This is a genomic window from Microbulbifer sp. CNSA002, assembly GCF_047324085.1.
Lineage (GTDB): Bacteria > Pseudomonadota > Gammaproteobacteria > Pseudomonadales > Cellvibrionaceae > Microbulbifer.
The window spans coordinates 3351877-3376422 of record NZ_CP172449.1; the positions used below are offsets into that span (position 1 = coordinate 3351877).

The following is a 24546-nucleotide window of genomic DNA, read 5'->3' on the forward strand; positions in this document are numbered from 1 at the left end:
TATCGAGCCCGTTTTTAGTCACATTTCCTACCCAACCGTACTAATTGCCCTAGGCTTTCCTACATTGACTGCCCCCTCACGACACTCCCTCAATCCTGGCGGTTATTTTTTCACCTCCCTCTTAATACCCATTTTTCGGGTCTTGATCAGTTAATAGCTCCAGACGGTGGGGCGGGTGCGCTCGCCGGGTATTGACTCAAGGTCATCCAGATGAAGGAATCGCTTTCCTATTGGGCCTTTCTGCTTTACTCCTATACCAGTAAACCCTAACTCCTGAGCGACTTGGATTAACCGATAGGCTCGCCCTACAGCTACCTGAACATCAACAGCTTGTCCAGTGGCGTGGGTCATAGTGGCATTTAACTGAGTGTTATGTGCTAGGCAACGATAACCGGAATTGATAATCATTGGCTTGCCAAATCGCTCTCTGACTCTAATCAAGCGCATTAGCGTTTCATCTTTAAAATGATTTTTACCACAACAACGACAGGCCAACTCCAACTCTGTGAAATAGTCGTTATGAAACATAAATCCTCAAGATTTAAGCAAAAAAACGGCGCCCAAAAGAACGCCGCCAAGTATAGGTAGTGAAAGGATGAAAATGAAAATCCAGAAACAAGAAAGCCCGCACTAGGGCGGGCTTCTATGGCAACAACCAGAGTTATCTGGTTATTTTTCTACTCAACACTAAAAAGGCTATCGTCCAACTTTTCAGCAGATATCTTCTCAGCTGTATATATTAACTTATAGTTCTCTTTGTGCCACTCATGCCTTAAGTATGGCGACTTAGCAACCTCCCAATACCTATTCAAATAGGAAAATTCCAACTTTTGGAATTGAGCTGGGTCAATAAATATACTAGGGGAATACCAATACTTTGATAGCGATCCATCTTCGTACTCAATAGTAACTACACGGGTCTTTCTCCCAAGAACCTCATAGTCAGAATCAGCATCTGTAAAACTCTTGAGCTTCCTTGTCTCTTTTCCACTATCGTGAGAAACAGGGACAGGATCAGACTTCATCTTTAAAAATTGCTTATTCTCTGATGCTACATAAACTTCCCAAGCATGCTCTTGCCCCTGCTTTCCAGTGAAAACCATTTTCATATAACCTGGCTTGTAAAAGGCTTGAGCAGAAGTTCCAAAGCCTTCTTCCAACAAATGTATAGGGAGGTTTTCGTGATAGCTCTCAAATTCAATTTTATACTTAATAACCCCTTCAAATGACTCATCAGCACTAGCATGACTAAATGTAAGAAGGGCAAGTACCGTTAAAACAAATATCCGTATCATAAATTCCCCAAAAGCTTAACGCTCATCCAATAGAGCACAATCAATATTGTGACATTAAATGCAACCTTTAAATAAAATCCAAGTAGCAATTTTAGGCACAAAAAAACCGGCTCAATGACCGGTTTAATTTTGCAAAGCAGAAAAACTGCATGCTAGGGAATTTATACCCCCTCAGGACAAAGCCGTCAACCCACTAGGAACTATCTCCTGAACTCCAGCACATCAGCAGGTTTTGAATCAATCCCCTGCGCGTTTCTCTGGTTTTGTTTCAGCCTGATAGGAACCACTCTATCCTCTGTTGAGGGCTGCGCAGTCAAATAGCCTTCTGAGAGATTGCACAGCATTTCAATCGTCGCCGGGGCTAACCCGATTTGATTAACCAACGCATCACGTTCGAAGACACCATTCTCCACCAACAGGTGTACCCCACGCATCATCAACTTTGGTCGCTCGAATGCAACCGCATTATCACCCGGTTCGCTTTTGGTCCACTTACGTGAAGAGCGCCCCTTCCACAATCTCAATTCAAGAGATTCATTAACCAGCGAAAGGTCTCTACAGCGTGCAATCATTGCTGCAACCGACACTTTCCAGCGGGGCTTGAGTGAAAGTAGGTTGTCGAGAGTCGGCCAGACTACCTCCTGCGAAAAACTCTCAGCAGGCATTAAGAAGGCGCTAGCAAAACGATGTGCTTGCTCCTCCATGCGCTTGTAATACGCTCCTTTAGCGTACTGACTCTCTGAAATTTGCGAATGCAACACAATATGTCCCAACTCGTGCGCCGCATCAAAACGGTTGCGGATCGCATTCGCCTTATCCTCTGCGATCAATACATAGGGACGACCATCCATCATAGACACATGAGAGACCCCATCCATCTTCACATCGCCCAAAGTAGCACGGGTGCAGATAATGCCCGCATTCTCCATCACCTGAATAACATCCTGGATAGGAGAAGTGCCCAGATTCCATCTTTGGCGGCATAGGCGAGCCATATCTTCTATATCGTCGTCACTTATCTGACGGCAGTCATCAACCTCCATCATAGGAATATTGAGAGGCGGCCAGTCCATCGCATCCTGAAAAAAAGCGGAGATTTCTTGCAACCACGTCAGGTATAACTGAGACCGCTCACGCGCCTGCTTATAGGCAGCAGCCTCGTTGCGAAAAAAATAAGGGCGCGGATTCTCTACCGCCACAGGCACCCTTTTCAGAAACCACAGGCGGGAAACACCGAAGGTGCGGCACAAGAGCCCAAGCGACTCTGCTTCCGGTAACTGAGCGCCATTTTCCCAAGCCGACAAGGTGCTTGAAGAACGGCCAATCCGCTCTCCCAGCTCTACCAAAGTCAAGCTGTGGGCCGCGCGCAACTGCTTCAGACGCGCCCCTTGAAAACCTTCAACGCCAGTTCTCATTTCATTTCATCTCATCAAAATTACTAGCCCGGCGCATTGCCACCGGTTTCGGCGGCGCGCATCTTATCACGCAGCTTCGGATAGGCAATGTCCGTAACACCTCCCCCTTCTTCATAGTATTTCCAAAGCTCTGAGACATCCTTCCGTAGATGATAATGGCGTGAATTGTCACTGTGAGGAATCGCAATGATGCAGGCTAAGGGCTTGCTGTGATCGGCTTCGCTCCATTTGGCCGTATAAGGAAGCAACAAGGCGTGCAACGAATCCTCTTGTGGGCCGAAGGGTGGAACCGGGGAGTTAAAGAGATCTGGGTGCTGCTGCTGTAATCTTTCATTCAATTGGCGTAAATCTCGCCGAAATCTCGCGTCACGGACGGCCGGAGCCCTATCCATAGTGATCACGCTAGCGGTCAGTTTAAGCGCCCCCGCATTCACCAATGCATAATGACCACCAGCGGGGCGAGTGGCTTGATTGGTTACGCTAAAACCCTCCCCTGGCGGTATATTCAGTAACGCCTCCTGAAGATGATAGTGATGCGACTGCGGCCCCGGCCCACTCCGAGGCACCTTGTCGAATCGCTCTGTAAGGTGCTGGTTACTGATGTGAAATGCCGACTCAACGGCCCCCAGCAACCTGTCTAAATGTGTTCGCGGCAATTCTTGACACAGAAAACTACACAACTCCTCAGTGTCCATAAGCGTCCCTTCATTCTCAATTTCTGGAATACGGATTATTGCAGCAAATTTTCCTGTTTTCCATATCTTCGCTCATTAACCAACACCGCCACCGGCGCCAGAGCCCGCGCCGGCAATACGTCCAAACGCCGTTGCAAACGTTTCCAAATTTTTACCCACTCCCTATCCCACCGCTTTTTGTCACATCCTAAAATTGTCCGCGCTTGGCCCAGGTCTATTAATCGGCCATTCACATCGCGCAGTGCACACGCATTAATACAAAATAGCGCCAGCTGGCTAACCTTTTCTCGCGGGTGCGGCTCCTCCCATTTGTCGAATTCACTCATTAGGTATTTCAGTAGTGTTGCTCGCTCTTTAACTCTTGAGGCTGGCGGGGCGTAGGCGGCCATGCCCCAGCAGTATGCCAATGGATCACTCTCTCTCAACTTTGCAACTGCATCTTGGATTAATCCCTTTTCACAGGCATCCATGATGCGGTTGCCGCTGTCCTTGGCTCCGGGGGTTTCTTTTGCAACTAGTGTTGGGGCTGCAACCCGGCAAATAACTTGGTTGGCCCTGCCCTGCACTTCTCCACGAATTACAACTTTTCGCCCTCGCCCAGCTGAGGAAACCGTACTTCTGCCGCCCATGGCCTCATAATCAAATGCAGCTGTGGAGCTATCAAAGGCGTCGTGCCACGCTTGTCTAGCACTTTCGAATTTCATGTCATGCCCCCCAAGCAATTTTCAAGCAACCAAAAACCAACCACACCTCCCATCAAGCTGCCTTCGGCATACTCTCGTAGTAATCCTGAAATCGCCTTTCAGCTGCGTGCAAATTATCGCGGTGATAGGTGCCCAGGTAATTTATGTGGCCCTGGTTTATCCAGAATTGGGTAACCACCGTATTCGCGAACACAACCTCCACGAGGTGAGCGTACTTAGTGCGGAATACGGCTAGAGGGCTGATGGGGTTGGTTGTGGCAATTCTTGCGATGGCTTCTGGGATGGTGACTGTGCACATGGTGAGCGCTCCTTGGTGATTGAGTTTTACCAGCGTGTATCTGACAACAGGTCGTTAATCGATCGGTCCCGCGTTTGTTTCGCCCCTTGCGCTTGGGGTGGCGGTGCTAGGCAGTTCTCGCGTTTTAGCCAGTTGCGCCAGGTGGCGAGCCAATCGAGTTTTACGCCGCGCTGGCCGGGTTGGGATATCCAGTAATCGCGGAAGCTTTCGGCAATGTCGTGGATTCGGGGGATCAGGTCTGGGCGGAGGCGCTGGGCTTCGGTGCGGAATTTATCCGTGAGAACCCAGTTTCCAGACAAGCGTGTGCCGCGTTTGGGGTTGGCGCGTTTTGGAACTGTGCCTCTCTCTACTGGTTTCTTATTGGTTCTTACTGGTTCTATAGAGAAGGACGTGTTGTCATTTTCACCGGTTGGGTGCTCAGATTTCACCGGTTCGTGTTTTATTTTCACCGGTGAAGAATTTTCACCGGTGAAATCATTGCACCGGTTTACGTGTAAAAAGAGGTCATAATTGGTTCTGCGGCCGTTGGATTTTTCGGCGCTCAGGTAGCCCAATTCTTCCAACTCTTCGATGGCATTAATCACCGAACGCTTTGTGCATTGCGCAACGTCCGCCAGGTAGGCATTGCCCGGATCACACTGCCCCGTGTCACTGTTATGGCAATCGGCCAACGCAATCAAAACCAGCTTTGCGGTTGGTGTTCTAGTCCTGCGTTTAATGGCCCATGCAGCGGCTTCAAAGCTCACCACGCACCTCCTGTATAAATTTCCATATAGCGCACCTGATTACCGCCCTACACCACAAGCAGCAGAATCACCATGCTACGACAGAGGGATTTGAAAGTGATCGTTCTTCAGGTTTCGCAAGCCAGTTCATACACTCAGCCAAACAGGTTGCCTCCGAGCCACCTAGTTTTTCGCTTTCAGGCATCCCAATAAAATTTTTCGAAGATTGAACCTCTCTAAGGCCACACTTTCCCGTGCGAGAGGCGCCTAAAGTAACAATGCCCATACGCACAAACGATAGCAAACGCTATCATCCATAGCAATAGCAAAGTGCAATTTACTTTTTGCTAATGTTTGAGACGATTGCTGAATGGATATAAGAGAAGTCAGGCGTGAGAATCTCCGCCAAATAGTTGAAAAATATGCCTCTAAGGCTGAATTTGGCCGAGCTTTTGGTGTAGACCCTACATACGTCTCTCAACTATTGAATGGACACCGAAACCTTGGAGAGAAAGCTGCCAGGAAACTTGAAGATTCTCTCGGGCTGAGTCAAGGCGCCCTAGACAGCGCTGAGTCCTCTCCAACAACGTCTCCTAAATCCCATGCTAACGTAGCTCCGGGCCCAAAGATTCGTGGCCGTGTACCTCTAATTAGCTGGGTGCAGGCAGGTGAATTCTGTGAAGCAGTAGACCCATTTGAGCCAGGAGATGCTGAAGACTGGCTACCCTGCCCATGCAAACATTCAGAGGGCAGCTTTGCCCTGAGAATACAGGGCGACTCAATGACAAGCCCCTACCCTGGACAACGCTCGTATCCTCCAGGAACAATTATTTTTGTAGATCCTAACGTCACCCCAACAAATGGATGCAGAGTGATAGCTAAATTAGACGGCGAGGTGACATTTAAATCTTATCAGGAAGATATGGGGCGAAGATACTTACGCCCAATAAATCCAAGCTATGAGTCTAAGGACATTACTGATCTTGCTGTTACTATTTGTGGGGTAATAATTGGATCATTCTTCCCAGAATAAAACGTCTATTTTTCAATAGTACATTTAGGGACCCAGTTACCTCCCCCCTCATCAATTGAAATAATGTATAAACAAATAATTGACCAGGGAAATTGGACTTAACAAATGAAGCCAACTGAGTTTTGGAAGAACTTTAAGCTTGGGGAGGAGTTATGCATCTCAGGCACATTCATTTACAATGGGTTGCGCTGCTTCCACGAAATGGATAGTTTAGACCGCCCGGAGGAATTATTCGAATTCCTGTATAATTTATCCGTTGGATTTGAGCGACTACTTAAAATAGCGATTGTACTACATGAACATAATGACACAGTCAATCAAGAAGCTCTTGAAAAGTCGCTGATTACTCACAATCATTCCTCCCTGCTCAAGCATTTACAAAAACACTCTAAAATCAATCTAAGCTCACCTCAAATACACCTATTTGATCTACTAAGTATTTTTTATAAATCACTAAGGTATGACCGATTCACCCTTTCCTCTAGCTACCAATTAAATAAAGAGAGAGAGTCTCTGTTTAACTGGCTAAATAAGCACCTAAACACCAATCTACTTAATGAAACGCCCCTTTTGGGGAACATTAACAGTGACCGTTACCGTAAATTTGTACAAAAAACAACACTGAAGATATCCAAAGTAATCTATGAAATAATCAAAAAACAGGCCTGTAAAATAAACCTTTACACATATGAATTACGCTCCGGGTCAAAAGCTGAATCTATCTTCCTTCGCGAAGTCAAAATTTCAGAAGAAGATATTCTATGGAAAGAGTTACTCATTTTTTTCATGAATACAGACTCATCCTCTGGCTACCTAAATTTTCTCAAGGGAATTCAACCGCTAGAATTTGACCCAGGACTCATTAGTGATTACTTAGAGTGCTTTCAATCAAATAAAAGTAAAGCATCCGTCATGGATGAGTTGGAGCACCTCTACTCGGAAACGGTGAGTAATGTGAAAGAGCGCCTTGAAGAAATAGGAGCAATTGCCGCCCCAAATATTTACTTTGAAACTGAAGATGATGACCCTGAGGAAGAATATACCGATCTACATCTCTTTGATTAAAGATATATATCCTAGCCCCCATATGTACCTCGAAGTTGAAATGGTAAGTCAAAAGAAGTAAGCGCATAAGTAAAGCATCCAATACCCGAGCTTCCAAATAAGTGGTCTCACAGGCACTCGACTTAAAGGCCACAACCCTCTAGCAAACGGTCTGCCCACTAACATAGTTTGTCACTTAAATCCCCACAAATTTAGCAAATGCTATTGCCTGCAGGCGATAGCATTTGCTAGTCTAACTGTAAATCCCCAAAGCTTTCAAAGGTGGCGACCTCCAAATGAACGCAACCAGCAGTCTAAAGCCATTGGCGCCACGCCAAGCCGAAGCATTAACTCACCGCGCCCGCGGCCTCTCCAACAGAGAGACCGCAGAAGCTATGCGGTGCTCTATAGCGAATGTCACCAATTTGCTGGCTGAATGCTTTTACAAACTGCATGCCCGCAATAGCACTGAAGCGGTGGCCAAAGCGGTTAAACACGGATTAATTCAATTTGCTCTGATCGCCTCAGTTCTTAGCGGCATTGGTACGGATGCGCAGGAGCAGTTGCGCACTCGTATGCAGCGCCGCCCCACCACTCAAACTATCCGCATTCGCAATAACTACGAGGGCATCGTATGACCGCCACAGTCTATGTACTCCCAATAGCTCAAACTCAATGCGATAAGCATCGCCCCAGTGGTAAATCCGGGACTGTTATCGCCAGCAGTCAAAAGCACCACCGCACGATAAAAACATCGCTAAAGCCGACACCGGCACCCTCCTCACAGGGTGACGATTGGCCCCCGTTTGGAGGTGATGCGGCATGACTTATTTCACCTCAAAGCAGAGCGTGGAAACTCTGCTCACAGTAGCCAATGGTTATTCAGGCGCTAGCGCAATTGCTGCACAGGTATTGCTTTCAGCCTGGAATAGCAATGATTTCACGGTCCCCGTTGCCGAACTCTCTCTGCTTGATGGTGACAACTATCAGCACGCACTTAACGTAATCACGCTTCGCTACATGGGCAAAGAACCCCAAAGCGTTATTGCGCACGGCGAGAAAAAGTTTCGCACCCTTCGGGTCGAGTGGTCTCACCTTGAAACCCAGAGAAAGGGTGCAGCATGAACCACCCGCAGCAGCTGCCACGAATATACTGCGCCCACTGCGGAAAACCCGCAGCGCCGGTATTCAATGGAAAGCTGTTATTGCGCGGCTGGAGTTGTCAGCTCTGCAAATATTGGGAGCCGGCAATTGGCAGGGAGCGGAAGTTCAAAAAAATAGTAGGGGCGAACCATGAATGAATTCTCCCAACTACTACAAATCACTCAAGACCTAATGGCCACGGTAGAAACTCAGCAGTTACAAATAAACGGCATGCAAGAGCAGATAGCCGCACTCTCCGAAGCCATCCAGGGCCAACCATCAGAACAAAACTTGAAGGACCAGGAGGCAGCGTGAAAAAGGAAAAACTCTTCACCATCACCCAGGCCGCCCGAACTTTAGAAATGGGCAGAAACAACCTGTTAAAGGTTCTACGAAATAGCGACCTTCTGCATAGCCGCGAACCTATGCGTAACTCACCGACAAAGTCCGCCGTACAGCAGGGGCTACTGGTTGCAGAGAATGCCGAATATAGCCGTGGCCCGGTGAAGGTGCCGTATATCAATACCAAAGTGACATCGAAAGGCATGGTGTGGATTCGGGATCTGATCGAAAAAAATTCCATCTCCCAAGCCAGCTAGAAGTTTAACCGCGCCCCGGCGCATTCAGTCAGAGGTAACCATCCTTGGGCTGCCGGTATGGGGCCCATTTTTTAAAATGGGAAAATCCAATGGAAAGATACGCACTGCTTACTGGAACCTACAACCTATTGATGGGTGGTATTAAAGATTTCAAGCGCTCCTACACCACTGAAGAAGAGGCCTTCGAAGAAGTACAGCGCATCGCTCAAAATGACTTGTTTACCCACTGGGCGCAGATATTCGACAAGAAAACCGACAAGGCAAAAATTTATCGCATAGTCGATAAGAAAATCATTGAAGAGAAACCCAAAGATTGCCCTCACCCAGAATCAAAACCCAAGGCAGAACCGCAATACGCTTGATCTCAATTAAACACAGTTTTCTCAGCCCGCCAAGTGCGGGCTTTTTAGGTAGAAGACAACAACGCGAGGGATGTGCGATGGGCAACTTGTTAACCAAGCATGAGATAGGCCGACTAACGGGCACTGGCGCCGAAAATGCCGAGGAGCAAAAGCGTATTCTCGATGCCAATCGGATTCCCTATGTGCTGAAGAAGGACCGATCCCCTGCACTCACCTGGGAAATGGTTAATCAAGCCATTCTGGCCCGAGGGGCCTCAAAACCTGACTTAGCCGGTGTTAACCTACCCCCAGGCTTTAACCTTGGAGCAGCAAGCTAATGGGCAGAAGGCGCAACCCCGAAAATGCATGGATGCCACCTTACGTTGTCCGCTACCCTCGCGGATACCGCGTAAGGCGCAGAGGCTGGCCTATACAGCATCTAGCCGACCTCAACGCTAGCAAATCAGAAGTGTGGGCCGCTTACGAAAAGTATCAGGCAGGCTTGGTACAGAAGACATTCACCCTCACAGACCTAATAGAACTCTACTTCGCCTCCCCTCAATACACTAAGCACATCAAGCCTCAAACCCAGAAAGATTATCACCGCTATAGCTTGCGTATTCTGGCGGTATTTGGGGAAATGGAACCGCATAACATCACCTCCCCTCTGGTACAGATGTTCCTTGATGCCCGTGGAGCCGAACATCCCACAGCCGCAAACCGCGAGAAGACATTCCTCGGCATTGTTATGAAATGGGGTAAAGCCAGAGGATTCGTAAAGATTGAAGATCCAACGGCGGTAGTTAAAAGCCTGAAAGAGAAAGCTGGTGGGCGCTACGTAGAAGACTGGGAGTACCAAGCCTTCTGGCAATGGCTGGGCGATCACGGCCATGTGATGCACCAGTGCGCTATGGAAATTAGCTATCTGTGTGCCGCCAGGCAACAGGATGTACTTGCCCTCACCCGTGCAGAGATTCAGGAAGACGGCCTACTGATTGTGCAAGCCAAGACAGGTAAGGTCCAACTAAAGCTATGGAGCTTAGCGCTCAAAGAAGCCGTTGACCGCGCAATAGCCACCAACACTGAAGCACAAATCCAAACCACCCACATCATCCGCAGCCGCGTTGGCCGTGCCTACACCCGCATGGGGTTTAATGCTATATGGCTTCGCGAACAACGAGCAGCCCTAGCCGCTGGCGCTATCAAACAGCGCTTTCGCTTTCATGATTTGAAGATCAAAGCGGCCAGTGACTTTGAAGGGGACGTTCAAAAATTTACCGGGCATAAGACGCGGTCTATGGCTGAACGATATAACCGTACGGCGGATCGGGTGGTCAGCCTAAACCACCATCACCGGCCGATTAGCAAGGATTAATTGCCAGCCAAGTTATCTCCGAAACCCATTTGAATTAATAACAGGTTGAAATCAAATTTTCAGGCCCAATATCCCAAAATTAAAGTGTCACCGCACAAGGGGAGCAACACGAATTCAGCCAACTTAAACTGGCTTTCACTAAATCGCCCTCCTGCACGGGCAACACACCCAAGATCACCAGCAAATTTTAGAGCGAAGCATGGATAGATTGCAGGCGGAAATTTTTGAATAGTTTTCACGCTACCCCATGATGTTTTGTGTGGCTTGCTTTTTTGCCAACGCTCGTGCTCAACCGTATCAACCAAAAGTAAATAGCGGCACATGTAAATTAATCGAAATTGGTGGCAACCAAGTAGGGATTACAAACCTTCATGTTATAGATGAGCACCTAAGAAGAGCCGCACTTGATGCCAGCACTCACTTTTATAAGACACATGACACCCCTCGATATTGCCTTATAGAATCGCATAAAAAATCAAACGAAGGGAGAAATACGACTAAGCACAGCAATAGTTCAGACAACTATCACGCAAAAATACAAGTGAAAAGCGGATAGAAAAACATAGTTAAAACCTACTTGAACGTCCAAAAAATTTAACTAGGTGCGCACCTAAAAACACTAATTAAATTATCAACAAGGCCCGATTAATCAGAATAATTTTGCACTGTTAGTGACCATCAAGGATAATGACGCAAAATTGGAAACTACATAATAATACCTCGAGGGATTCATGCTGAGTAAAGATTTAGAAACTTCACTAAACACCGCATTTACATACGCCCGCTCCAAACATCATGAATTTTTTACTGTAGAGCACCTACTCTTATCACTATTTGACTCCGAATCAGCAAACGATGTTTTTCAAGAATACAAAATCGACACGAGCAAACTTAAATCACAAGTGATTGATTTTGTAGATTCATCGACCCCACTAATCTCCGACAAAGATACCACCACTGAAACCCAACCTACACTTGGCTTTCAGCGCGTATTACAGAGGGCTGTGTTTTATGTTCAATCTGAGAAAAAAATAGAGGTGACCGGAGCTGACATACTTGCAGCTATTCTTAGCGAGCAAGAAAGTCTATCCGCCAAATTTTTATCAGACTACAGGCTCACCAGAAATGATGTAATCAATTTCATAAATCATGACACCTCCTTTATCGACAACGAAAAGGAAATTGAAAAAGCATTTAATGAAAGTTACGACGAGTCATTCGATTACAAGAGCCTGCTTAAAGAAAAAGACAAAGAAATACACGTCATTAAAAATGAACTCGATCTAGTTCGAGAAAATCACAAAACAGAATTGGCCAACTTTATAGACAAGACCAAAGAAACACTAAGAAAGTCCCAAGAAAAAATTGAAAAACTAGAAGAAGAAATAACCAACCTTCTCACTAACAAGACCTCCAACAAAATCTCCACTTCAATTAATTTTAAACCTGAACACAAACAAGCCGGCCTAGGCATACTGTCATACTTCTCCGAAGTAATTCATCAGAAGTACCCAGACAAAAATGTAAGCATATCAATAACTCAGGAAGCCAATACTGTTAGCTTGGTTATTATCACCGAAGAGGGAGACCAAGAAATTATAAAAAGAGCTTTGGATCAATACGGAAAAGTTGCGGCTGGAATAATCCCCACAAAGGACTTTCTCAGCGATCCAATTCACATTGCCCAACTAGAGACAAAGCTGGATATTGCGCATACAGAAATAAGATCACTTGAGAGAATTCTAGGGATACAAGAAAATACTATAGCGACCCTAAAAGAGGCTCTTAGTTTAATTTCCGTAGCCCACGGTGAAAGTCAAAAAAATCTTTGTAACGCACTAGAAAAAATTTCAGCACCGAGAGATTTTGAATCGGCCTTCAACCTTATAGACAGCTTATCCTCTAAAGCAATCCTTACCAACGATGAAATCAGCTTCGTTAAAGAAGCGGTTGAGTCCATTTCCAGCCAACATCCCGACCGAGTTGATGAATTAAAAAATTACTGCGTGAATGTTTCTTCGGGAATGCTTGCAACTACAATCTTAGAGACGCTAAAAATGCTAGGATTGTAATAGCCGCAAGGGCTAGTTAAGCGATGAACTACATTAAGGCTCTTCACCAAGGTTCAAGATTTCGCTATCAATTACTTACTTAATTCATCCTATATCTTTATATTGACCAGCGGGATATTACGTCGACACAATCAGCTTATAGAGCACCTACCTACGATTCAGACGACCAAAGCCCCCCTGCATTGAGCCATAATTAACTCGAACCACAAGGCGGGCGGGGGGCGAACCTAAAGATCTTTCACCTACGCTACCACTGATAAGCAAACTTCATACTTGCACCGGTAGTATGCTCATCAAAATACGGTTCATCACCTGATCTGGTTCCCGCATGAACAGCGGCACCGAGAACAAATGAGGATTCAGAAAATCCTGAAAAGTAATAATTGTAAAGCAAAGCAATCCCGTTATAGCGCGCTGCCTCATCTCTACGATAGTTAACCTCTACAAGCCCCAGGAAAACTCCTAAAGAATGGCTATCGGAAGCTACAAGTCGCTCCCAACCCAATCCGTAACCTGCAACTGAACCAGCCTCATCGGAATAGCCCTTCCAACCCAAAGAGCCGAAGTACTTATCTTTACCGCGGTTAATCGAATACTTTGCTCCTATCCCAGCATGATCCTGGCCCCCGCCTAATGAAAAGTTTGAGTCCCCAGCCGCAGAGGCGAAAGCAGAACAGGTTAAGAAAAATACGGACAGCAGATACTTCATTACAGCTCCAAGCTACTTCTTAGTGATTTAAAAAGGGGATTTTTACCGCCAGATAGACATGGTTCAAGACCTGCCAAAATTAAACCTCAACATAGATTGAGGCCAAAATTGGCACCATGAATTGGCACCACGGGACCTAAAACTAAAAAACCCCGCACTCGGCGGGGTTTTAAGTCCTTGATAAACAAGGAAGAATCTGGGGTGGCCGACGGGGATCGAACCCGCGACCTCAGGAGCCACAATCCTGTGCTCTACCAACTGAGCTACGGCCACCATAAAAGTGATATACTTCAGCACCTTGTGGCAGTACTGATTGCCGGATACCTCTTGCAGCCAATCTGGCTTCAGACTAAGTCCTTTTTGCCAAACCAGCACCATCTTGTGAAGATGGCACGCCCGGCAGGACTCGAACCTGCGACCATCCGCTTAGAAGGCGGATGCTCTATCCAGCTGAGCTACGGGCGCAAGGTGAACCCGGAAAATTGGTCGGGGCAGAGGGATTCGAACCCCCGACATCCTGCTCCCAAAGCAGGCGCGCTACCAGACTGCGCTATGCCCCGTTTTTCCAATCATTCGCACCTCTTTGACCCTGTTAACCGCCCCGTAGGTGGTTGTGTAAGTCGCTGTAGCTGCGAAGTGCGTGCATAGTAATGATACCCCCGGCCCATGTCAACGCTTCTAAGCTATTATTTTTAAAGAAGTTTATCCTTTTGCCTATCTGGGCCCAGAAGTGGCGAAATTATTTCCAACCTGTGCGAAAATGGCGCACTTCGCGAATCCGACCGGATAAAAAGTAAGCGTTTTTAAAAATCGCCGGCTTCCGCCCTTCTATATAAAGTAGGTGCTGAAGCAGATTCCGGTCTATTAGCCATCGATTTTTTACTGTTAGAGATAGTATCTATGTCTGCACTGGTTCTGGACGGCAAGGCCCTGGCACAGAAAACTGAAGAGGAACTCTCGGCTCGGGTAGCCGTACTAAAGGAAAAGAGTGGTGGCCAAACGCCAATCCTGGCGACCATTCTGGTAGGTGATGACCCCGCCTCCGCCACTTACGTAAAGATGAAGGGCAATGCCTGCCGCCGAATCGGCATGGACTCCCTCCAGGTGGAACTGCCCTCCTCCACCACCACTGAGCAGCTGCTCGCCAAGATCGAAGAACTCAACACCAACCCCAACGTCCACGGCATTCTGCTCCAGCACCCGGTACCGGCGCAGATCGATGAGCGCGCTTGTTTCGATGCGATCAGCCTGGAGAAAGATGTAGACGGTGTAACCTGCCTGGGCTTTGGCCGTATGGCAATGGGTGAAGAGGCCTATGGCTGCGCGACTCCTAAAGGAATTATGCGCCTGTTGGAGGCCTACAATATTGAATTGGAAGGCAAGCACGCCGTGGTTGTGGGTCGCAGCCCCATTTTGGGTAAGCCGATGGCGGCCATGTTGTTGAATGCCAATGCCACCGTGACTATCTGCCACTCCCGCACCCAAGACCTGGCCGAGCATATCCGCCGCGCCGATATTGTAGTGGGCGCCGTGGGCAAGCCTGAGTTTATCAAGGCCGAGTGGATTAAGGATGGCGCTGTGGTTGTGGATGCCGGTTACCACCCCGGCGGTGTCGGCGATATCGAGCTGGGCGCGCTGGCTGAGCGCGCTGCCGCTTACACCCCGGTACCCGGCGGTGTTGGTCCCATGACCATCAATACCCTGATCTATCAATCTGTCGATTCCGGTGAGCGTAAAATTGGCTAACCTGATTCGTCTGGATAAAGCGGTCAGCCAGGTCACCGACCTCTCCCGCACTGATGTAAAGCGCGCCGCCTGGGCGGGGCGCATTACCGTCAATGGTGAGGTGGTCACCAATGCGGCCACCAAAATACAAGTCAGTGATGAGTTGTGCCTGGATGATGAGCCCCTGCACGAGCCGGGGCCCCGCTACATTATGTTGAACAAGCCCCTGGGCTATGTCAGTGCCACCAAAGATGGCGAGCACCCCACGGTGCTGGACCTGATTGATGAGCCTAACAAGGAAAAGTTGCATATAGCCGGGCGCCTGGATATTGATACCACCGGCCTGGTGCTGCTTACCGATGACGGCCAGTGGTCCCACAAGGTGACCTCTCCCAACCACCATTGCGACAAGACCTACTACGCTCTGTTGGCCGAGAAAATTGAGGAAGATGCCGTGGCCAAGCTTGCCAAGGGTGTCTGGCTCAATAACGAAAAGAAGAGAACCAAGCCTGCCAAGCTGGAGATCCTCTTTGCCAACGAAGTGCGCATCACCATCGGTGAGGGGCGCTATCATCAGGTGAAGCGTATGTTTGCGGCCCTGGGCAACAAGGTATTGGAGTTGCACCGGGAAAAGATCGGCGAAATCATCTTGGATGAAGAACTTCAGGAAGGTGATTACCGCCTCCTGACCCCTGAAGAAATTGCCTCTATCAATTAAAAAAAGATATGTCAGCCCTTCTACATCAGGAACTTATCCAGGCCCCAGAGGAAACCCTGTGGATCGCCGATGAAAACAGCAAGCCCCTCTTACATCAGGAGGGGTTTCATTTTGCCGGAGATTTAATCAGTAACCGCTGGGATATTGCCGAACTCGCCGAAAATACGGTGAAGCGGAGCTTCTTCAACGATTTCCACTTTGAAGAAGTGGACCGCAAATACCGCCGTATTGTTTACGCCGTTTCGAAAGAGAAGGCCGTAGTTCACCATATTATTGATTGTGCACCCCACTTCCTCGGTGAAGGTGGCGAGTTGGTTCTGCTGGGTGAAAAGCAAAGCGGAATCAAAAGCTACGCTGCGAAAGTGGCCGAGCGCCTGGGCACTGCCAAGCACTTGCAAAAAAACGGCAACGACTACCTGAGCAGTAATGTTGTCGCTCACGAGGACACCGGCAATCCAATCAGTGAGCTTCAGTACGCCCAGTTACAAAAGCTGCCCGAGCTTGGCGACCTCTACTCCAAGCCGGGATTGTTCGGCTGGAACAAAATCGATAAAGGCAGTGCCCTACTCGCCCAGCAATTTACGACGGAGTTGCCACAGGACGGTTCTCGTGTTGTTGATCTCGGTTGTGGTTATGGTTACCTGAGTATGCAATTAGCCGCTTTGGGTAAATATCATTTTACCGCTACGGATAATAACGCCGCTGCTCTATTGGCATGCCGCAAGAATTTCACCGAACAGGGAATCGAAGGCATCGTTGTGCCCTCTGATGCAGGCTCTGAACTGGAGAGTGAAATCGCCGATCTGGTGCTGTGCAACCCACCTTTCCACCAGGGCTTTCAGGTGGAGGGAGATTTGACCGATCGCTTTCTGCAGCAGAGTGCGCGGATTCTAAAAGATTCCGGCGCTGCGATTTTTGTGGTGAATGAATTTATTCCCCTGGCGAAAAAAGGACCCCGCTATTTTTCCCAGGTGGATTTGATCACCAAAGAGCAAGGATTTTGCGTATACCGTCTGCGCCCCTAAGAGCTGGGGGCGCAGGCCGGCAGCAGTCGCCTGGAAACAGGATTAAAGGCTAGTAATCGCGCAGATTAAACAAGTTCATCGACAGCGTATGCTCTTCCAACTCTTCGAGTTGTCGCAATCGTTCGAATGCATCGCGTGCCGACGGGGTTTCAGCGCCTTGGGCTAGATCCCGATATTGATCGGCCAGGTAGATCTCGATATCCATGGCCAACTTGGCAATCTGCTCCAAGTCTTCAATATCAATGCCGCGCAAGCGCTGCAAAAATTCTTTCTCTCGCCCTTCCGGGGCAAATTGCACCCAGGTATGTAGGGCTCCAGGGGGCAGGTCTGCATGGAAGTTTTCCAGTGAGTGCTTCATGGAATCTTCCCGTCGTCGCAGCTGATCCAGCAGCAACTCGACCCGTTCATTGGTGGCAAGCTGCTCATACTCTTCGTATTGCAGCGCCAACTTGGCATGAAAATCCCTTCCTTCCTGAATCACTTCCTCAACAGTTTTGTACCGCATCAATCGATCCCGGCAGAACACTTCGCTCACCTTGAGTATAGTCACGAGGTGACAAAGGGCGCCAATGAATATCACTATTAAAGTGACAAGGATTTTAGGAGCCGGCCTCTGTGAGGGCTGTCGAGATCAGCGAAGCTGGCTCATGCGGAAATCCAGGCGCCGATTGGGGTTGGCGGGATTGATCTTTTCTGGGGCCCTGGCCGCCAGCTCACCTTTGCGCAGAGTTCCTCTGCTCACTGCCAGGATATGATTCTCGTACTGGGGCATATAGGCCATCCAGGCACCGCCGAGTCGATCGCGCATAGCTTTGTCGCGCCAAGCGCTGTTCTGTAGCTCGGGCCTATCCCCGAAGTTACTGACCAGCACGCCATCCTTATGGAGCAGGCGCATCAGACTGGAGCACCAGGACTTATCGGCGGGTACCGCTCGCTGCGCTACGCCGTCGCAGTGCCCAAATAAGTCGTCGATCACCAGGTCGAAAGTGCTGTGAGAGGGTCGCTTCAAGTGGTCGCGTACAAAGTCACAGGCATCCGCACACACCAGCTCAACATCACGTACGCCAAAAAAGCGACGGGCAATATCCAGGTGCACCGGGTCCAAATCTACGCCGACAATACGCTTGGCCGAGGTGAACGCCTGCAAAAGGCGAATCAGGGCACCGCCACCGACGCCGAGTACCAATACCGAATTCAAGCGCTCTTCAGGGAGGAAGAATGCCGGTAGCAGCAATAACTCCCAAAGGGAGCCCTTGAGGGGGTCGCGGGGATTCCACTGAGAGTGGAAAACCCCATTGCTGTAGAGGCGCACACTGGCGCCATGGTTGCGCACCTGGTAACAGGTATCGCCAACCTGCTTTTGCCAAAGCAGCGCCATCAGCTCGCCGGGAGGTCTGAGGACTTGAGCAATACCCGGGCAAATTCCTGTAGGCCCGCCAGGTCTTCCTCGCTAAAGCGCGCCACACTGGGGCTATCGATATCCAACACTCCCAGGCAACGACCCGCGTCATCATACAGTGGCACCACCACCTCTGAGGCCGACACAGCATCGCAGGCGATGTGGCCGGGGAACTGATGCACATCGTCTACCAATTGGGATTCACCGGTCGAAACAGCAGTGCCGCAAACACCGGCGCCCACTGGAATCCGGGTACAGGCAGGCTTGCCCTGGAAGGGCCCCAAACGCAATTCATCACCGTAGAGGAAATAGAAACCGGCCCAGTTGATATCTTCCAACTCCATAAACAACAGCGCACTGGCATTGGCGGTGTTGGCCAGCCAGTCTCGCTCTCCAGAAAGCAATCCTTCCAGCTGCCCATTTAAGGTGGTGTAAAACTTGTTCAGCGACATACCTAGCGCCCCTTGCCCACTTATAATTTCAAATCGTGTCAGCTAAAACTGGCAAACCCGCAAAACAGTATCCTGCGGGAGGCAGGTATTTTGCGGGCTTTGGCGAGGGAATCAATATGCAGAGTGCAAAATTACTGGTAGGGATCGACCACTGCGGGTTCTTCACCGGTCTCACCACGATACTCATCGGCATCTACAGTTGGGCGAGACCACTCGCTTTCATCATTGTTGCTACGAGTGTTCGACTGAATAGCTGGCGGCGCGCTGGTAACGTCTGACTGCATCAGGTTGCGCGACTTTTCAAAGCGGTCTTCCACTTTCGGCTTGGGCGCAACTTGTGCGGAGTTGCCGCTACCTTCGCGGCGAATGCGGTTAGCCATAGCACTGAGATTAGGGCGGCGGCGCTCCGCAAGCTTCACGGCTTCCAATTCACTGTTCAGGCGGTTGATCTCCGCCTGTAAATCACCCATCTGCGCTTGAAGTTCAGTAATCTGGGTCAACACGCCTTTTACTTTACGGCTTTCCTTCTCGTACATCACGGCGGCGCCGCCAAAGGCCAACGCAAAAATGACCAGGATGGAAAACTGACGCATAGCAAACTCCGGAAACTGCACTTGTTATTCTGAGGGGCATTTTTACAGCATATTTTTTCTATCTTCCGAGAAATTGCGCATAAAAAACAAGTTCAAACGCCCGCCGACACCTTGATAGTCACCATTCCATAAAAACGAACAATTAAAATTTATCGAATAGCGACATATTCACACTAATGTCCCAGCCAACTCCCCAATCTCAACCGCCTCCTGATCCACATAGCGATTGCTGTCTGAAATTGCTGGCAGCAGAGTGCTGTCTGCGTATTGGCAACCAATCGCTTGCACCAGCTTTTGCCCCACCTTTTCCGCCTGCTCCGGAGCATGGGCTTTTCCCGTGCGCAAAAAATGCAGTAACAGATCGTAGCCCGGGCGCCAGCACTGCAAGTCGGGAAAGCTCTTTCTCAGCGCTGCGGCAATCCGCAATCCCTCATAGTCCAGATCCCCCCAGAAAAATGTTGGAACAGTTCGGGATTCCCCATCGTGCCACCAGCTTAGGAATTGTTGCCGGATATTTTCACTAACCACATTAATAGTGCTGAAGCGCACCCTCTCCCCATTGCGAATCCGTTCTGCACCGCCCTGGTAGCCCTCGCTATAAACCAGCGCAGCACGACTGGGTTGCAGCTCCGCCAAGCTAATAAAAGTGTCCTGGTTTTCGATAAAAATGACCTGCTCAAATTGCCTGGGCAGGTAGGCGTGGAGTAAAAGCTGGCGCTCCTGGATTTTACGGCTCAGGTCAGGATAGAGATTGCGCACCAGAGATTGACGGCTGGGTATTTCCAGGTATTTGGAATCCCCTTTAAAGCAGCGTGCAGCTAATTGTCGCCAGGAAATTTTATCGGCAAAGATCAGCTCTTTGCCGACGGAAACCCAGCAAGCAATAATTTCTTCGACGGAATCAAACCCCGGTTGGAGCTCCAAGCCTTCGAGGGGAAAAGCGGCGGGATTTTCAAAGCGATCGACATAGGGTTCCAGCAGGCTGGTCCAGGCGGATTGGCGAACGGTAGGGGATGGGCGATTGAGCCACAGCCGTAGCTGTTCCTCGCTGGCATCCCGAAAAATCAATTGGGCCCCCTGCCACTCGGCAATACCCGGCCGCCTTTTCGGATTCGGTTTTACCGTAAAACACTGGTATTCCCGCGCAAAGTGCTGCAATTCATTCCACAGCTCCTGCTCGTCTTGGTCGGGGTCCCTGAGGGGCTCCAACACTTCCAACCAGCGCTTGCTGCCAGCGCGCAAATCCAACCTGAAACTAATGCGGGCTTCCTTGCCGCGTTCCAGCTGGCTGTCCCGCCGATCCAGAATAAAATTCAGGATGCCGATTAACAGCGGGTTTTCCTCTACCCAATAGGGCAATGTCTTTTCCATCGGTTGCCTCCCTGCCAATGGAGGGGTTTCCCCCGAAAATACCTATCCCTCTACTTCTACCAGGTCCATAAAATCCAGCGATGCCTGTTGGCGAATCGTGCGGCGGTGGTTGGCCCAGAGTTCGGCGATACGCTCCTGGTTGCACACCTTGCGATCGACATACACTCGGGTATTCAGCTGGCCGATGGGCTTGGTACTGGGGCACTTGCTGAATACAAACTGATTCGAGATCAGATCCATAAAAGGCCCGGATTTACTGCTGGGCATAATAAACAGCAGCTGTAGCCCCAGGGTTTCAGTCAGGTAACGGATCACTTCCTTGGAGCGGGACTCATCCATTTTGGAGAAGGCCTCATCCACCAGCACCATTTGCAAATGGCTGCCGCTTTCACCAAAGCGGAAGGCCGAAGTGACCGCTGCGGAGCGGATAATATAAGCCGGCGTTTCCAACTGACCGCCGGAACCGGTGCCGTACTGGCTGAGCGCAATCGGCTCCTTGCCTTCCGGTTCCTTATAGATCTCATAGCTGCGGTAGTTGCGATAGTCGCTGATTCGATCCAGCTCGCGCCGCGCTACCTGCTCGTCTTCACTCAGCAGCATACTCAACAGGCGATCCCGCACCTTGCGGTGCTTGGGCGCCAAGTCCGTGTCGAACAGGCTCTGCTCCTCACCCAGATTCGGCAGTTCAATTACCGCCTTAAAGAAGCTCCAGTACTCCTTGAATTCCGCCACCCACTGGTAGTCGAAACGGAAGCGCTCGCGGTCGGCGCCAAAGCGGTGGTGTTCCAGCTCTTTGTTCAGATCATCCAACACGCGCTTACCATCGTTAATGGACTGGTAAATAGCGTGGCACAAGTGGGTTACAAAAGTGGTGTTAAAGGATTTTTTCAATCCCAGCAGTTGATCGTGGCGCTCCACCAACAGGTTATTCTTCAAGCGGTTGCGCAGGGTCTCTACCTGATCGCCGAGACCGCTGATCAACTTGAACAAACCATCTTTGTGGCCGCCACTCAAGTCTGGCTCAAATACCAGGGTATCGACGCTGGCACAGGTGGCGTTGTACTCCATCACCGCGCGATCCAACTGGCGACTGTATTTCTCCAGCTGCCCCTGCCAACTTTCGATATCCGCTGAGAAGTCGAAGTTGTCAGCTGCGCGCTCTACCTGCTCATCGGCAGTAACCAGTACTTGCTCGGCATCGAAAGTGGGGTCGATGGCGGTAATACGCCTTACCATTTCCTCGCTGTCACTGGCGGCATCGTCCAGGGACTCCAGCTCGCCAGACAGCGCGTATAAGAGTTTGTCGTTGCTTCTTAGCTTGGTCTCCAGAGAGCCATGTTTGCGCTGGAGGTCCGACAGCTGCTTTTGCTGATCTTTGAGCTGGGCCTTGAGTTCATCGACCTGCTGCTCGAACTGCTCGAAGTCCTTCAGGTCCAGGTTTTCCAGGGCGCGCTCGGCACTGCGCCACTCGCGCTGGGCCGCCAGGGCGGTATCCACAATGGACAACAGCTTGATATTCGCCAGTCCGCGCACTGCATTGGTGACGCGACGGTAGAGCTGGTGGCGCTCGTTGACGTGGGCGGCCTCTTCCAGCAACTGCTCCATAGCGCGCTGCTGCGCCGCCAGTGCGCGGGCGCGGGCGCCCTGGCCGAATACCAGCTCGGCATCGTCCATATCGCAGCGCCACATGCTGTAGTTGCCACTGGCCATACCGTCGGCAGTCAGGCCCCGGCGGGTGCCGCGCAGCTCGTGTTCATCCTCCACCTGAACCACGGCACCGTAAGAGGCGCGCAAATAGTGCTCGGCAGTTTTATGGGTGAACTCCATCAGTTCGATAATGGAGCCCGACGGCATATCCAGGCGCTCCGCATCGCGGCGGGCTTTATCCCCCTGGATCACGCGGGCGCGGTTGTTGCGCCCGGGCAGGCTGCGCACGATGCGAATCGCGCGGGCCTCGTGTTCCGGCTCCACAATAATCGAGAAGCGCGCGCCGCCCAAATAGCCTTCAATCGCCATCTGCCAGCGCTCATCCAGCACTTCCACATAATCACACAGGACGCGGGGCTCCGCCTCAGGGCACTGCTCGCGAATTGCGGCCAGGGCCGCTTCCACCGATTGGGGGTAGCGCACGCGGTTGGCCTGGAGATGCTGAATGCGGCTCTCCTGGGTGCGCAACTGCTTTTGCAGCTGCTGTACTTTTTGCTCCCAGCGGGAAGCCTGCTGGGCAATCTGCTCTTTGGGGGAAACCTCATCACTGGCGCCAGCTTTACCACTGCTATCCAGCAGATCGAAGAGGCGGTTCTGTAGAGCTTCGCTGCTAGCAGCGCGCTCGCGCAATGGCTCCAATGCAGCCAGGTCAATCCAGTCTTTGCCCAACAACTTATGCAGATCCGGCAGGTCTTCCTCACGGGCGACCTGCTTGATCGCCTGCACCAGTGCTTTATCGGAGAAGGCAGGAATTTCCAGCTCGGCAGAGGTGGAGATGAGCAGATTTAATAATTCTTCGGCGGCCTCGCGGTTCTTGCGCCAGCGGGCCTCTTCGGCAGACATGGGGGTGTGCTGCTGGGACAGAAGGCTCAAGGCATTGTTAATACGCTGTTCCAGTTCGTCCTTATTGCGCAGCGCATCGATACCCAGGCGCTGGGCTTGAAGCTCTACCAGCTGGCCATTGAGTTGCTCGACGCGCTCGGAGGCGACGCGCACTTCACGCTCATTGTTGTCCAGATCACTGCGCAGTTTTTTCTGGTCGTTCTTACCGCTCAGATAACTCTTTTGCACCCGCTGCTGGCGGTGGCGTGCGCACAAATATTCCTGCACCCGCAACTGCAACCACTGCTCCCGGTAGAGCTCTACCGACTGGGCGATGGCCTCCAGGGAACTGACTCGCTCCACAATCTGGCAGGCTTCCTGCTCCATGCTGTGGATGGTTTTCATCAGCTCGGAGACGGAGCGGATAGCATCACCCAGATCGCGTTTTTCCAACACTTCCTGGGCGACAAAATCATTGATGCTTTTTACTGGCTTGTAGGCCATAAAATTGGCAAAAGTGCGTGCGGCATGCATGGCCTCTCGATCGGAGACCGCATCGCGGCGTCCGCGCAGGGCACCGTAAAGGCGGCGCAGGTAGGCCTTTTTCTTGTCGTACTGCTCTACTTTTTCGAACTGCTTGCTCAGGACCTGGTTGAATTTATCCAGCGGCAGCAGGTGTTTGCCGTCGGTGTAATCCCGGACAAAATCCCCCATCACCAATTGTTCGCCAGGGAATACGAAAAAGCGCAAATCACTTTGGCGAGCCTGGGCAGGTTTGCTGCTGTTATCCAGGTGCGCGCGAATACCCATCACTGCGGTAAAAGGCTCAGCGTCGTCTTCACCGCTGGTGGGATGGAAAATACCGGCAATGTAACAGTCGGTGGGCTCTACCCGAGCGTAACTGCCGTCGTCACAACCCAGCACATAAGAAGCTAGTGTCCGCACCTGTTTACCGCCGCGCCCGCGCTGGGTGGTTTCATCCTGCCCCGGGTTAAAAGTAAACAGGGTGTCGTGGGCGGCGGTCATCAATGTCTGGATAGCATCGGCCGCCGTGGTTTTACCGGAACCGTTGCCACCGGAAAACAAGTTGATCGGGCCGAAATCATATTCCAACTGCGGGATATTGCCCCAGTTAATCAGGATCAGTTTTTTTAGGAACATAGTCTTTTCAAAAAAACGGTCTTTTCAAAAGCAGGGTCTTTTTGCAGGCGGGAAGCCGACACCCCTCTCCGAGGCTACCGGGCACGATTTACGCAAACCCGGGCGGTCGAATGTTTTCGATTTTT

The 24546-nt window shown here is 50.3% G+C and carries 28 protein-coding genes and 3 tRNA genes; 14 read left to right on the plus strand and 17 right to left on the minus strand.

The features are described 5' to 3' along the window. Positions 1 to 150: 150 nt before the first annotated feature. From ACG1BZ_RS14890 to ACG1BZ_RS14920, 7 genes are all read right to left on the minus strand, one after another. The gene (locus ACG1BZ_RS14890; RefSeq protein ID WP_413662502.1) at positions 151 to 528 is read right to left on the minus strand and encodes a D-Ala-D-Ala carboxypeptidase family metallohydrolase; all 378 of its coding nucleotides are present in this window, start codon (positions 526 to 528) and stop codon (positions 151 to 153) included. Positions 529 to 677: 149 nt separating this feature from the next. After that, complete coding sequence (locus ACG1BZ_RS14895; protein WP_413662503.1) at positions 678 to 1295, minus strand: hypothetical protein; 618 nt, start codon at positions 1293 to 1295, stop codon at positions 678 to 680. Positions 1296 to 1495: 200 nt separating this feature from the next. Then, positions 1496 to 2710, minus strand: a complete 1215-nt coding sequence (locus tag ACG1BZ_RS14900) for a helix-turn-helix domain-containing protein (RefSeq protein ID WP_413662504.1) — start codon at positions 2708 to 2710, stop codon at positions 1496 to 1498. Positions 2711 to 2733: 23 nt separating this feature from the next. Further along, positions 2734 to 3405: a hypothetical protein gene (locus ACG1BZ_RS14905; RefSeq protein ID WP_413662505.1), complete on the minus strand. Its 672-nt coding sequence runs from the start codon at positions 3403 to 3405 to the stop codon at positions 2734 to 2736. A 35-nt stretch (positions 3406 to 3440) separates the two neighbouring features. After that, the gene (locus tag ACG1BZ_RS14910) at positions 3441 to 4109 is read right to left on the minus strand and encodes a hypothetical protein (protein ID WP_413662506.1); all 669 of its coding nucleotides are present in this window, start codon (positions 4107 to 4109) and stop codon (positions 3441 to 3443) included. 52 nt (positions 4110 to 4161) lie between these two features. Beyond that, positions 4162 to 4407 carry a hypothetical protein gene (locus ACG1BZ_RS14915; RefSeq protein ID WP_413662507.1) on the minus strand — a complete coding sequence of 82 codons (246 nt, stop codon included), beginning with the start codon at positions 4405 to 4407 and terminating at the stop codon, positions 4162 to 4164. 26 nt (positions 4408 to 4433) lie between these two features. Further along, complete coding sequence (locus ACG1BZ_RS14920) at positions 4434 to 5153, minus strand: helix-turn-helix domain-containing protein (RefSeq protein WP_413662508.1); 720 nt, start codon at positions 5151 to 5153, stop codon at positions 4434 to 4436. Between the two features lie 349 nt (positions 5154 to 5502). Between ACG1BZ_RS14920 and ACG1BZ_RS14925 the strand changes: the two genes are divergently transcribed. The 11 genes from ACG1BZ_RS14925 (at position 5503) to ACG1BZ_RS14975 (ending at position 12739) form a co-directional block, all read left to right on the plus strand. Continuing rightward, a complete protein-coding gene (locus ACG1BZ_RS14925; protein WP_413662509.1) occupies positions 5503 to 6165 on the plus strand; it encodes a LexA family protein in 663 nt (220 codons plus the stop codon). 105 nt (positions 6166 to 6270) lie between these two features. After that, positions 6271 to 7230 (plus strand): hypothetical protein, encoded by a 960-nt coding sequence (locus ACG1BZ_RS14930; RefSeq protein ID WP_413662510.1) that lies wholly within the window; start codon positions 6271 to 6273, stop codon positions 7228 to 7230. 275 nt (positions 7231 to 7505) lie between these two features. Next, the gene (locus tag ACG1BZ_RS14935) at positions 7506 to 7847 is read left to right on the plus strand and encodes a response regulator transcription factor (RefSeq protein ID WP_413662511.1); all 342 of its coding nucleotides are present in this window, start codon (positions 7506 to 7508) and stop codon (positions 7845 to 7847) included. Next, on the plus strand, positions 7844 to 8035 hold the full coding sequence (locus tag ACG1BZ_RS14940) for a hypothetical protein (RefSeq protein ID WP_413662512.1): 192 nt from the start codon (positions 7844 to 7846) through the stop codon (positions 8033 to 8035). The genes ACG1BZ_RS14935 and ACG1BZ_RS14940 overlap by 4 nt, the downstream gene beginning before the upstream one ends. Further along, the gene (locus ACG1BZ_RS14945) at positions 8032 to 8334 is read left to right on the plus strand and encodes a hypothetical protein (protein WP_413662513.1); all 303 of its coding nucleotides are present in this window, start codon (positions 8032 to 8034) and stop codon (positions 8332 to 8334) included. Before ACG1BZ_RS14940 ends, ACG1BZ_RS14945 begins: the two co-directional genes overlap by 4 nt. A gap of 168 nt (positions 8335 to 8502) precedes the next feature. Next, positions 8503 to 8667: a hypothetical protein gene (locus ACG1BZ_RS14950; protein WP_413662514.1), complete on the plus strand. Its 165-nt coding sequence runs from the start codon at positions 8503 to 8505 to the stop codon at positions 8665 to 8667. After that, the gene (locus ACG1BZ_RS14955) at positions 8664 to 8951 is read left to right on the plus strand and encodes a phage antirepressor KilAC domain-containing protein (protein WP_252082082.1); all 288 of its coding nucleotides are present in this window, start codon (positions 8664 to 8666) and stop codon (positions 8949 to 8951) included. Before ACG1BZ_RS14950 ends, ACG1BZ_RS14955 begins: the two co-directional genes overlap by 4 nt. 89 nt (positions 8952 to 9040) lie before the next feature. Continuing rightward, positions 9041 to 9313 carry a hypothetical protein gene (locus tag ACG1BZ_RS14960; RefSeq protein ID WP_413662515.1) on the plus strand — a complete coding sequence of 91 codons (273 nt, stop codon included), beginning with the start codon at positions 9041 to 9043 and terminating at the stop codon, positions 9311 to 9313. A gap of 77 nt (positions 9314 to 9390) precedes the next feature. Further along, positions 9391 to 9630 (plus strand): hypothetical protein, encoded by a 240-nt coding sequence (locus ACG1BZ_RS14965; protein ID WP_413662516.1) that lies wholly within the window; start codon positions 9391 to 9393, stop codon positions 9628 to 9630. Further along, the gene (locus ACG1BZ_RS14970; RefSeq protein ID WP_413662517.1) at positions 9630 to 10667 is read left to right on the plus strand and encodes a tyrosine-type recombinase/integrase; all 1038 of its coding nucleotides are present in this window, start codon (positions 9630 to 9632) and stop codon (positions 10665 to 10667) included. The genes ACG1BZ_RS14965 and ACG1BZ_RS14970 overlap by 1 nt, the downstream gene beginning before the upstream one ends. Before the next feature lie 731 nt (positions 10668 to 11398). After that, complete coding sequence (locus ACG1BZ_RS14975; RefSeq protein ID WP_413662518.1) at positions 11399 to 12739, plus strand: Clp protease N-terminal domain-containing protein; 1341 nt, start codon at positions 11399 to 11401, stop codon at positions 12737 to 12739. 247 nt (positions 12740 to 12986) lie between these two features. Here ACG1BZ_RS14975 and ACG1BZ_RS14980 read toward each other — a convergent pair whose 3' ends face one another. The 4 genes from ACG1BZ_RS14980 to ACG1BZ_RS14995 all read right to left on the minus strand — a co-directional run bounded on the left by ACG1BZ_RS14980 (position 12987) and on the right by ACG1BZ_RS14995 (position 14008). Further along, entirely contained in the window at positions 12987 to 13448 is a 462-nt protein-coding gene (locus tag ACG1BZ_RS14980) for a hypothetical protein (RefSeq protein ID WP_413662519.1), read from the minus strand. Positions 13449 to 13645: 197 nt separating this feature from the next. Next, positions 13646 to 13721: transfer RNA gene (locus tag ACG1BZ_RS14985), tRNA-His, on the minus strand. Positions 13722 to 13836: 115 nt separating this feature from the next. Next, a tRNA-Arg gene (locus ACG1BZ_RS14990) sits at positions 13837 to 13913 on the minus strand. 18 nt (positions 13914 to 13931) lie between these two features. Next, positions 13932 to 14008, minus strand: a tRNA-Pro gene (locus tag ACG1BZ_RS14995). A gap of 340 nt (positions 14009 to 14348) precedes the next feature. Here ACG1BZ_RS14995 and folD point away from each other — a divergent pair. From folD to ACG1BZ_RS15010, 3 genes are read left to right on the plus strand one after another with little or no spacing between them, the layout of a single operon-like run. Beyond that, positions 14349 to 15194 carry a bifunctional methylenetetrahydrofolate dehydrogenase/methenyltetrahydrofolate cyclohydrolase FolD gene (gene folD, locus ACG1BZ_RS15000; protein ID WP_413662520.1) on the plus strand — a complete coding sequence of 282 codons (846 nt, stop codon included), beginning with the start codon at positions 14349 to 14351 and terminating at the stop codon, positions 15192 to 15194. Continuing rightward, entirely contained in the window at positions 15187 to 15891 is a 705-nt protein-coding gene (gene rsuA / locus ACG1BZ_RS15005) for a 16S rRNA pseudouridine(516) synthase RsuA (protein WP_282932200.1), read from the plus strand. Before folD ends, rsuA begins: the two co-directional genes overlap by 8 nt. An 8-nt stretch (positions 15892 to 15899) precedes the next feature. Then, positions 15900 to 16916: a class I SAM-dependent methyltransferase gene (locus ACG1BZ_RS15010; protein WP_413662521.1), complete on the plus strand. Its 1017-nt coding sequence runs from the start codon at positions 15900 to 15902 to the stop codon at positions 16914 to 16916. Positions 16917 to 16965: 49 nt separating this feature from the next. Here the strand turns inward: ACG1BZ_RS15010 and ACG1BZ_RS15015 are convergent, their stop codons facing one another. The 6 genes from ACG1BZ_RS15015 to ACG1BZ_RS15040 all read right to left on the minus strand — a co-directional run bounded on the left by ACG1BZ_RS15015 (position 16966) and on the right by ACG1BZ_RS15040 (position 24421). Further along, positions 16966 to 17421 carry a hypothetical protein gene (locus ACG1BZ_RS15015; protein ID WP_282932198.1) on the minus strand — a complete coding sequence of 152 codons (456 nt, stop codon included), beginning with the start codon at positions 17419 to 17421 and terminating at the stop codon, positions 16966 to 16968. Positions 17422 to 17547: 126 nt separating this feature from the next. Next, a complete protein-coding gene (locus ACG1BZ_RS15020) occupies positions 17548 to 18294 on the minus strand; it encodes a spermidine synthase (protein WP_413662522.1) in 747 nt (248 codons plus the stop codon). Next, positions 18294 to 18767: a GAF domain-containing protein gene (locus ACG1BZ_RS15025; RefSeq protein WP_413662523.1), complete on the minus strand. Its 474-nt coding sequence runs from the start codon at positions 18765 to 18767 to the stop codon at positions 18294 to 18296. Before ACG1BZ_RS15025 ends, ACG1BZ_RS15020 begins: the two co-directional genes overlap by 1 nt. 131 nt (positions 18768 to 18898) lie before the next feature. Then, entirely contained in the window at positions 18899 to 19360 is a 462-nt protein-coding gene (locus ACG1BZ_RS15030; protein ID WP_108735279.1) for a hypothetical protein, read from the minus strand. Positions 19361 to 19528: 168 nt separating this feature from the next. Beyond that, on the minus strand, positions 19529 to 20731 hold the full coding sequence (locus tag ACG1BZ_RS15035) for a Wadjet anti-phage system protein JetD domain-containing protein (protein ID WP_413662524.1): 1203 nt from the start codon (positions 20729 to 20731) through the stop codon (positions 19529 to 19531). A gap of 42 nt (positions 20732 to 20773) precedes the next feature. After that, entirely contained in the window at positions 20774 to 24421 is a 3648-nt protein-coding gene (locus ACG1BZ_RS15040) for an ATP-binding protein (RefSeq protein ID WP_413662525.1), read from the minus strand. Positions 24422 to 24546: the final 125 nt, after the last annotated feature.

What these genes read in the sequence shown, in the direction of transcription:
- ACG1BZ_RS14895 (WP_413662503.1), bottom strand. Translation starts at nt 1,295, where the DNA reads ATGATACGGATATTTGTTTTAACGGTACTTGCCCTTCTTACATTTAGT.
- ACG1BZ_RS15035 (WP_413662524.1), bottom strand. Translation starts at nt 20,731, where the DNA reads ATGGAAAAGACATTGCCCTATTGGGTAGAGGAAAACCCGCTGTTAATC.
- ACG1BZ_RS14930 (WP_413662510.1), top strand. Translation starts at nt 6,271, where the DNA reads ATGAAGCCAACTGAGTTTTGGAAGAACTTTAAGCTTGGGGAGGAGTTA.
- ACG1BZ_RS14905 (WP_413662505.1), bottom strand. Translation starts at nt 3,405, where the DNA reads ATGGACACTGAGGAGTTGTGTAGTTTTCTGTGTCAAGAATTGCCGCGA.
- ACG1BZ_RS14935 (WP_413662511.1), top strand. Translation starts at nt 7,506, where the DNA reads ATGAACGCAACCAGCAGTCTAAAGCCATTGGCGCCACGCCAAGCCGAA.
- ACG1BZ_RS14950 (WP_413662514.1), top strand. Translation starts at nt 8,503, where the DNA reads ATGAATGAATTCTCCCAACTACTACAAATCACTCAAGACCTAATGGCC.
- ACG1BZ_RS15040 (WP_413662525.1), bottom strand. Translation starts at nt 24,421, where the DNA reads ATGTTCCTAAAAAAACTGATCCTGATTAACTGGGGCAATATCCCGCAG.
- ACG1BZ_RS15020 (WP_413662522.1), bottom strand. Translation starts at nt 18,294, where the DNA reads ATGGCGCTGCTTTGGCAAAAGCAGGTTGGCGATACCTGTTACCAGGTG.
- ACG1BZ_RS14910 (WP_413662506.1), bottom strand. Translation starts at nt 4,109, where the DNA reads ATGAAATTCGAAAGTGCTAGACAAGCGTGGCACGACGCCTTTGATAGC.
- ACG1BZ_RS14980 (WP_413662519.1), bottom strand. Translation starts at nt 13,448, where the DNA reads ATGAAGTATCTGCTGTCCGTATTTTTCTTAACCTGTTCTGCTTTCGCC.
- ACG1BZ_RS14925 (WP_413662509.1), top strand. Translation starts at nt 5,503, where the DNA reads ATGGATATAAGAGAAGTCAGGCGTGAGAATCTCCGCCAAATAGTTGAA.
- ACG1BZ_RS15030 (WP_108735279.1), bottom strand. Translation starts at nt 19,360, where the DNA reads ATGCGTCAGTTTTCCATCCTGGTCATTTTTGCGTTGGCCTTTGGCGGC.
- ACG1BZ_RS14945 (WP_413662513.1), top strand. Translation starts at nt 8,032, where the DNA reads ATGACTTATTTCACCTCAAAGCAGAGCGTGGAAACTCTGCTCACAGTA.
- folD (WP_413662520.1), top strand. Translation starts at nt 14,349, where the DNA reads ATGTCTGCACTGGTTCTGGACGGCAAGGCCCTGGCACAGAAAACTGAA.
- ACG1BZ_RS15015 (WP_282932198.1), bottom strand. Translation starts at nt 17,421, where the DNA reads ATGCGGTACAAAACTGTTGAGGAAGTGATTCAGGAAGGAAGGGATTTT.
- ACG1BZ_RS14900 (WP_413662504.1), bottom strand. Translation starts at nt 2,710, where the DNA reads ATGAGAACTGGCGTTGAAGGTTTTCAAGGGGCGCGTCTGAAGCAGTTG.
- ACG1BZ_RS15010 (WP_413662521.1), top strand. Translation starts at nt 15,900, where the DNA reads ATGTCAGCCCTTCTACATCAGGAACTTATCCAGGCCCCAGAGGAAACC.
- ACG1BZ_RS14915 (WP_413662507.1), bottom strand. Translation starts at nt 4,407, where the DNA reads ATGTGCACAGTCACCATCCCAGAAGCCATCGCAAGAATTGCCACAACC.
- ACG1BZ_RS14940 (WP_413662512.1), top strand. Translation starts at nt 7,844, where the DNA reads ATGACCGCCACAGTCTATGTACTCCCAATAGCTCAAACTCAATGCGAT.
- ACG1BZ_RS14970 (WP_413662517.1), top strand. Translation starts at nt 9,630, where the DNA reads ATGGGCAGAAGGCGCAACCCCGAAAATGCATGGATGCCACCTTACGTT.
- ACG1BZ_RS14960 (WP_413662515.1), top strand. Translation starts at nt 9,041, where the DNA reads ATGGAAAGATACGCACTGCTTACTGGAACCTACAACCTATTGATGGGT.
- ACG1BZ_RS14890 (WP_413662502.1), bottom strand. Translation starts at nt 528, where the DNA reads ATGTTTCATAACGACTATTTCACAGAGTTGGAGTTGGCCTGTCGTTGT.
- ACG1BZ_RS14965 (WP_413662516.1), top strand. Translation starts at nt 9,391, where the DNA reads ATGGGCAACTTGTTAACCAAGCATGAGATAGGCCGACTAACGGGCACT.
- ACG1BZ_RS15025 (WP_413662523.1), bottom strand. Translation starts at nt 18,767, where the DNA reads ATGTCGCTGAACAAGTTTTACACCACCTTAAATGGGCAGCTGGAAGGA.
- ACG1BZ_RS14975 (WP_413662518.1), top strand. Translation starts at nt 11,399, where the DNA reads ATGCTGAGTAAAGATTTAGAAACTTCACTAAACACCGCATTTACATAC.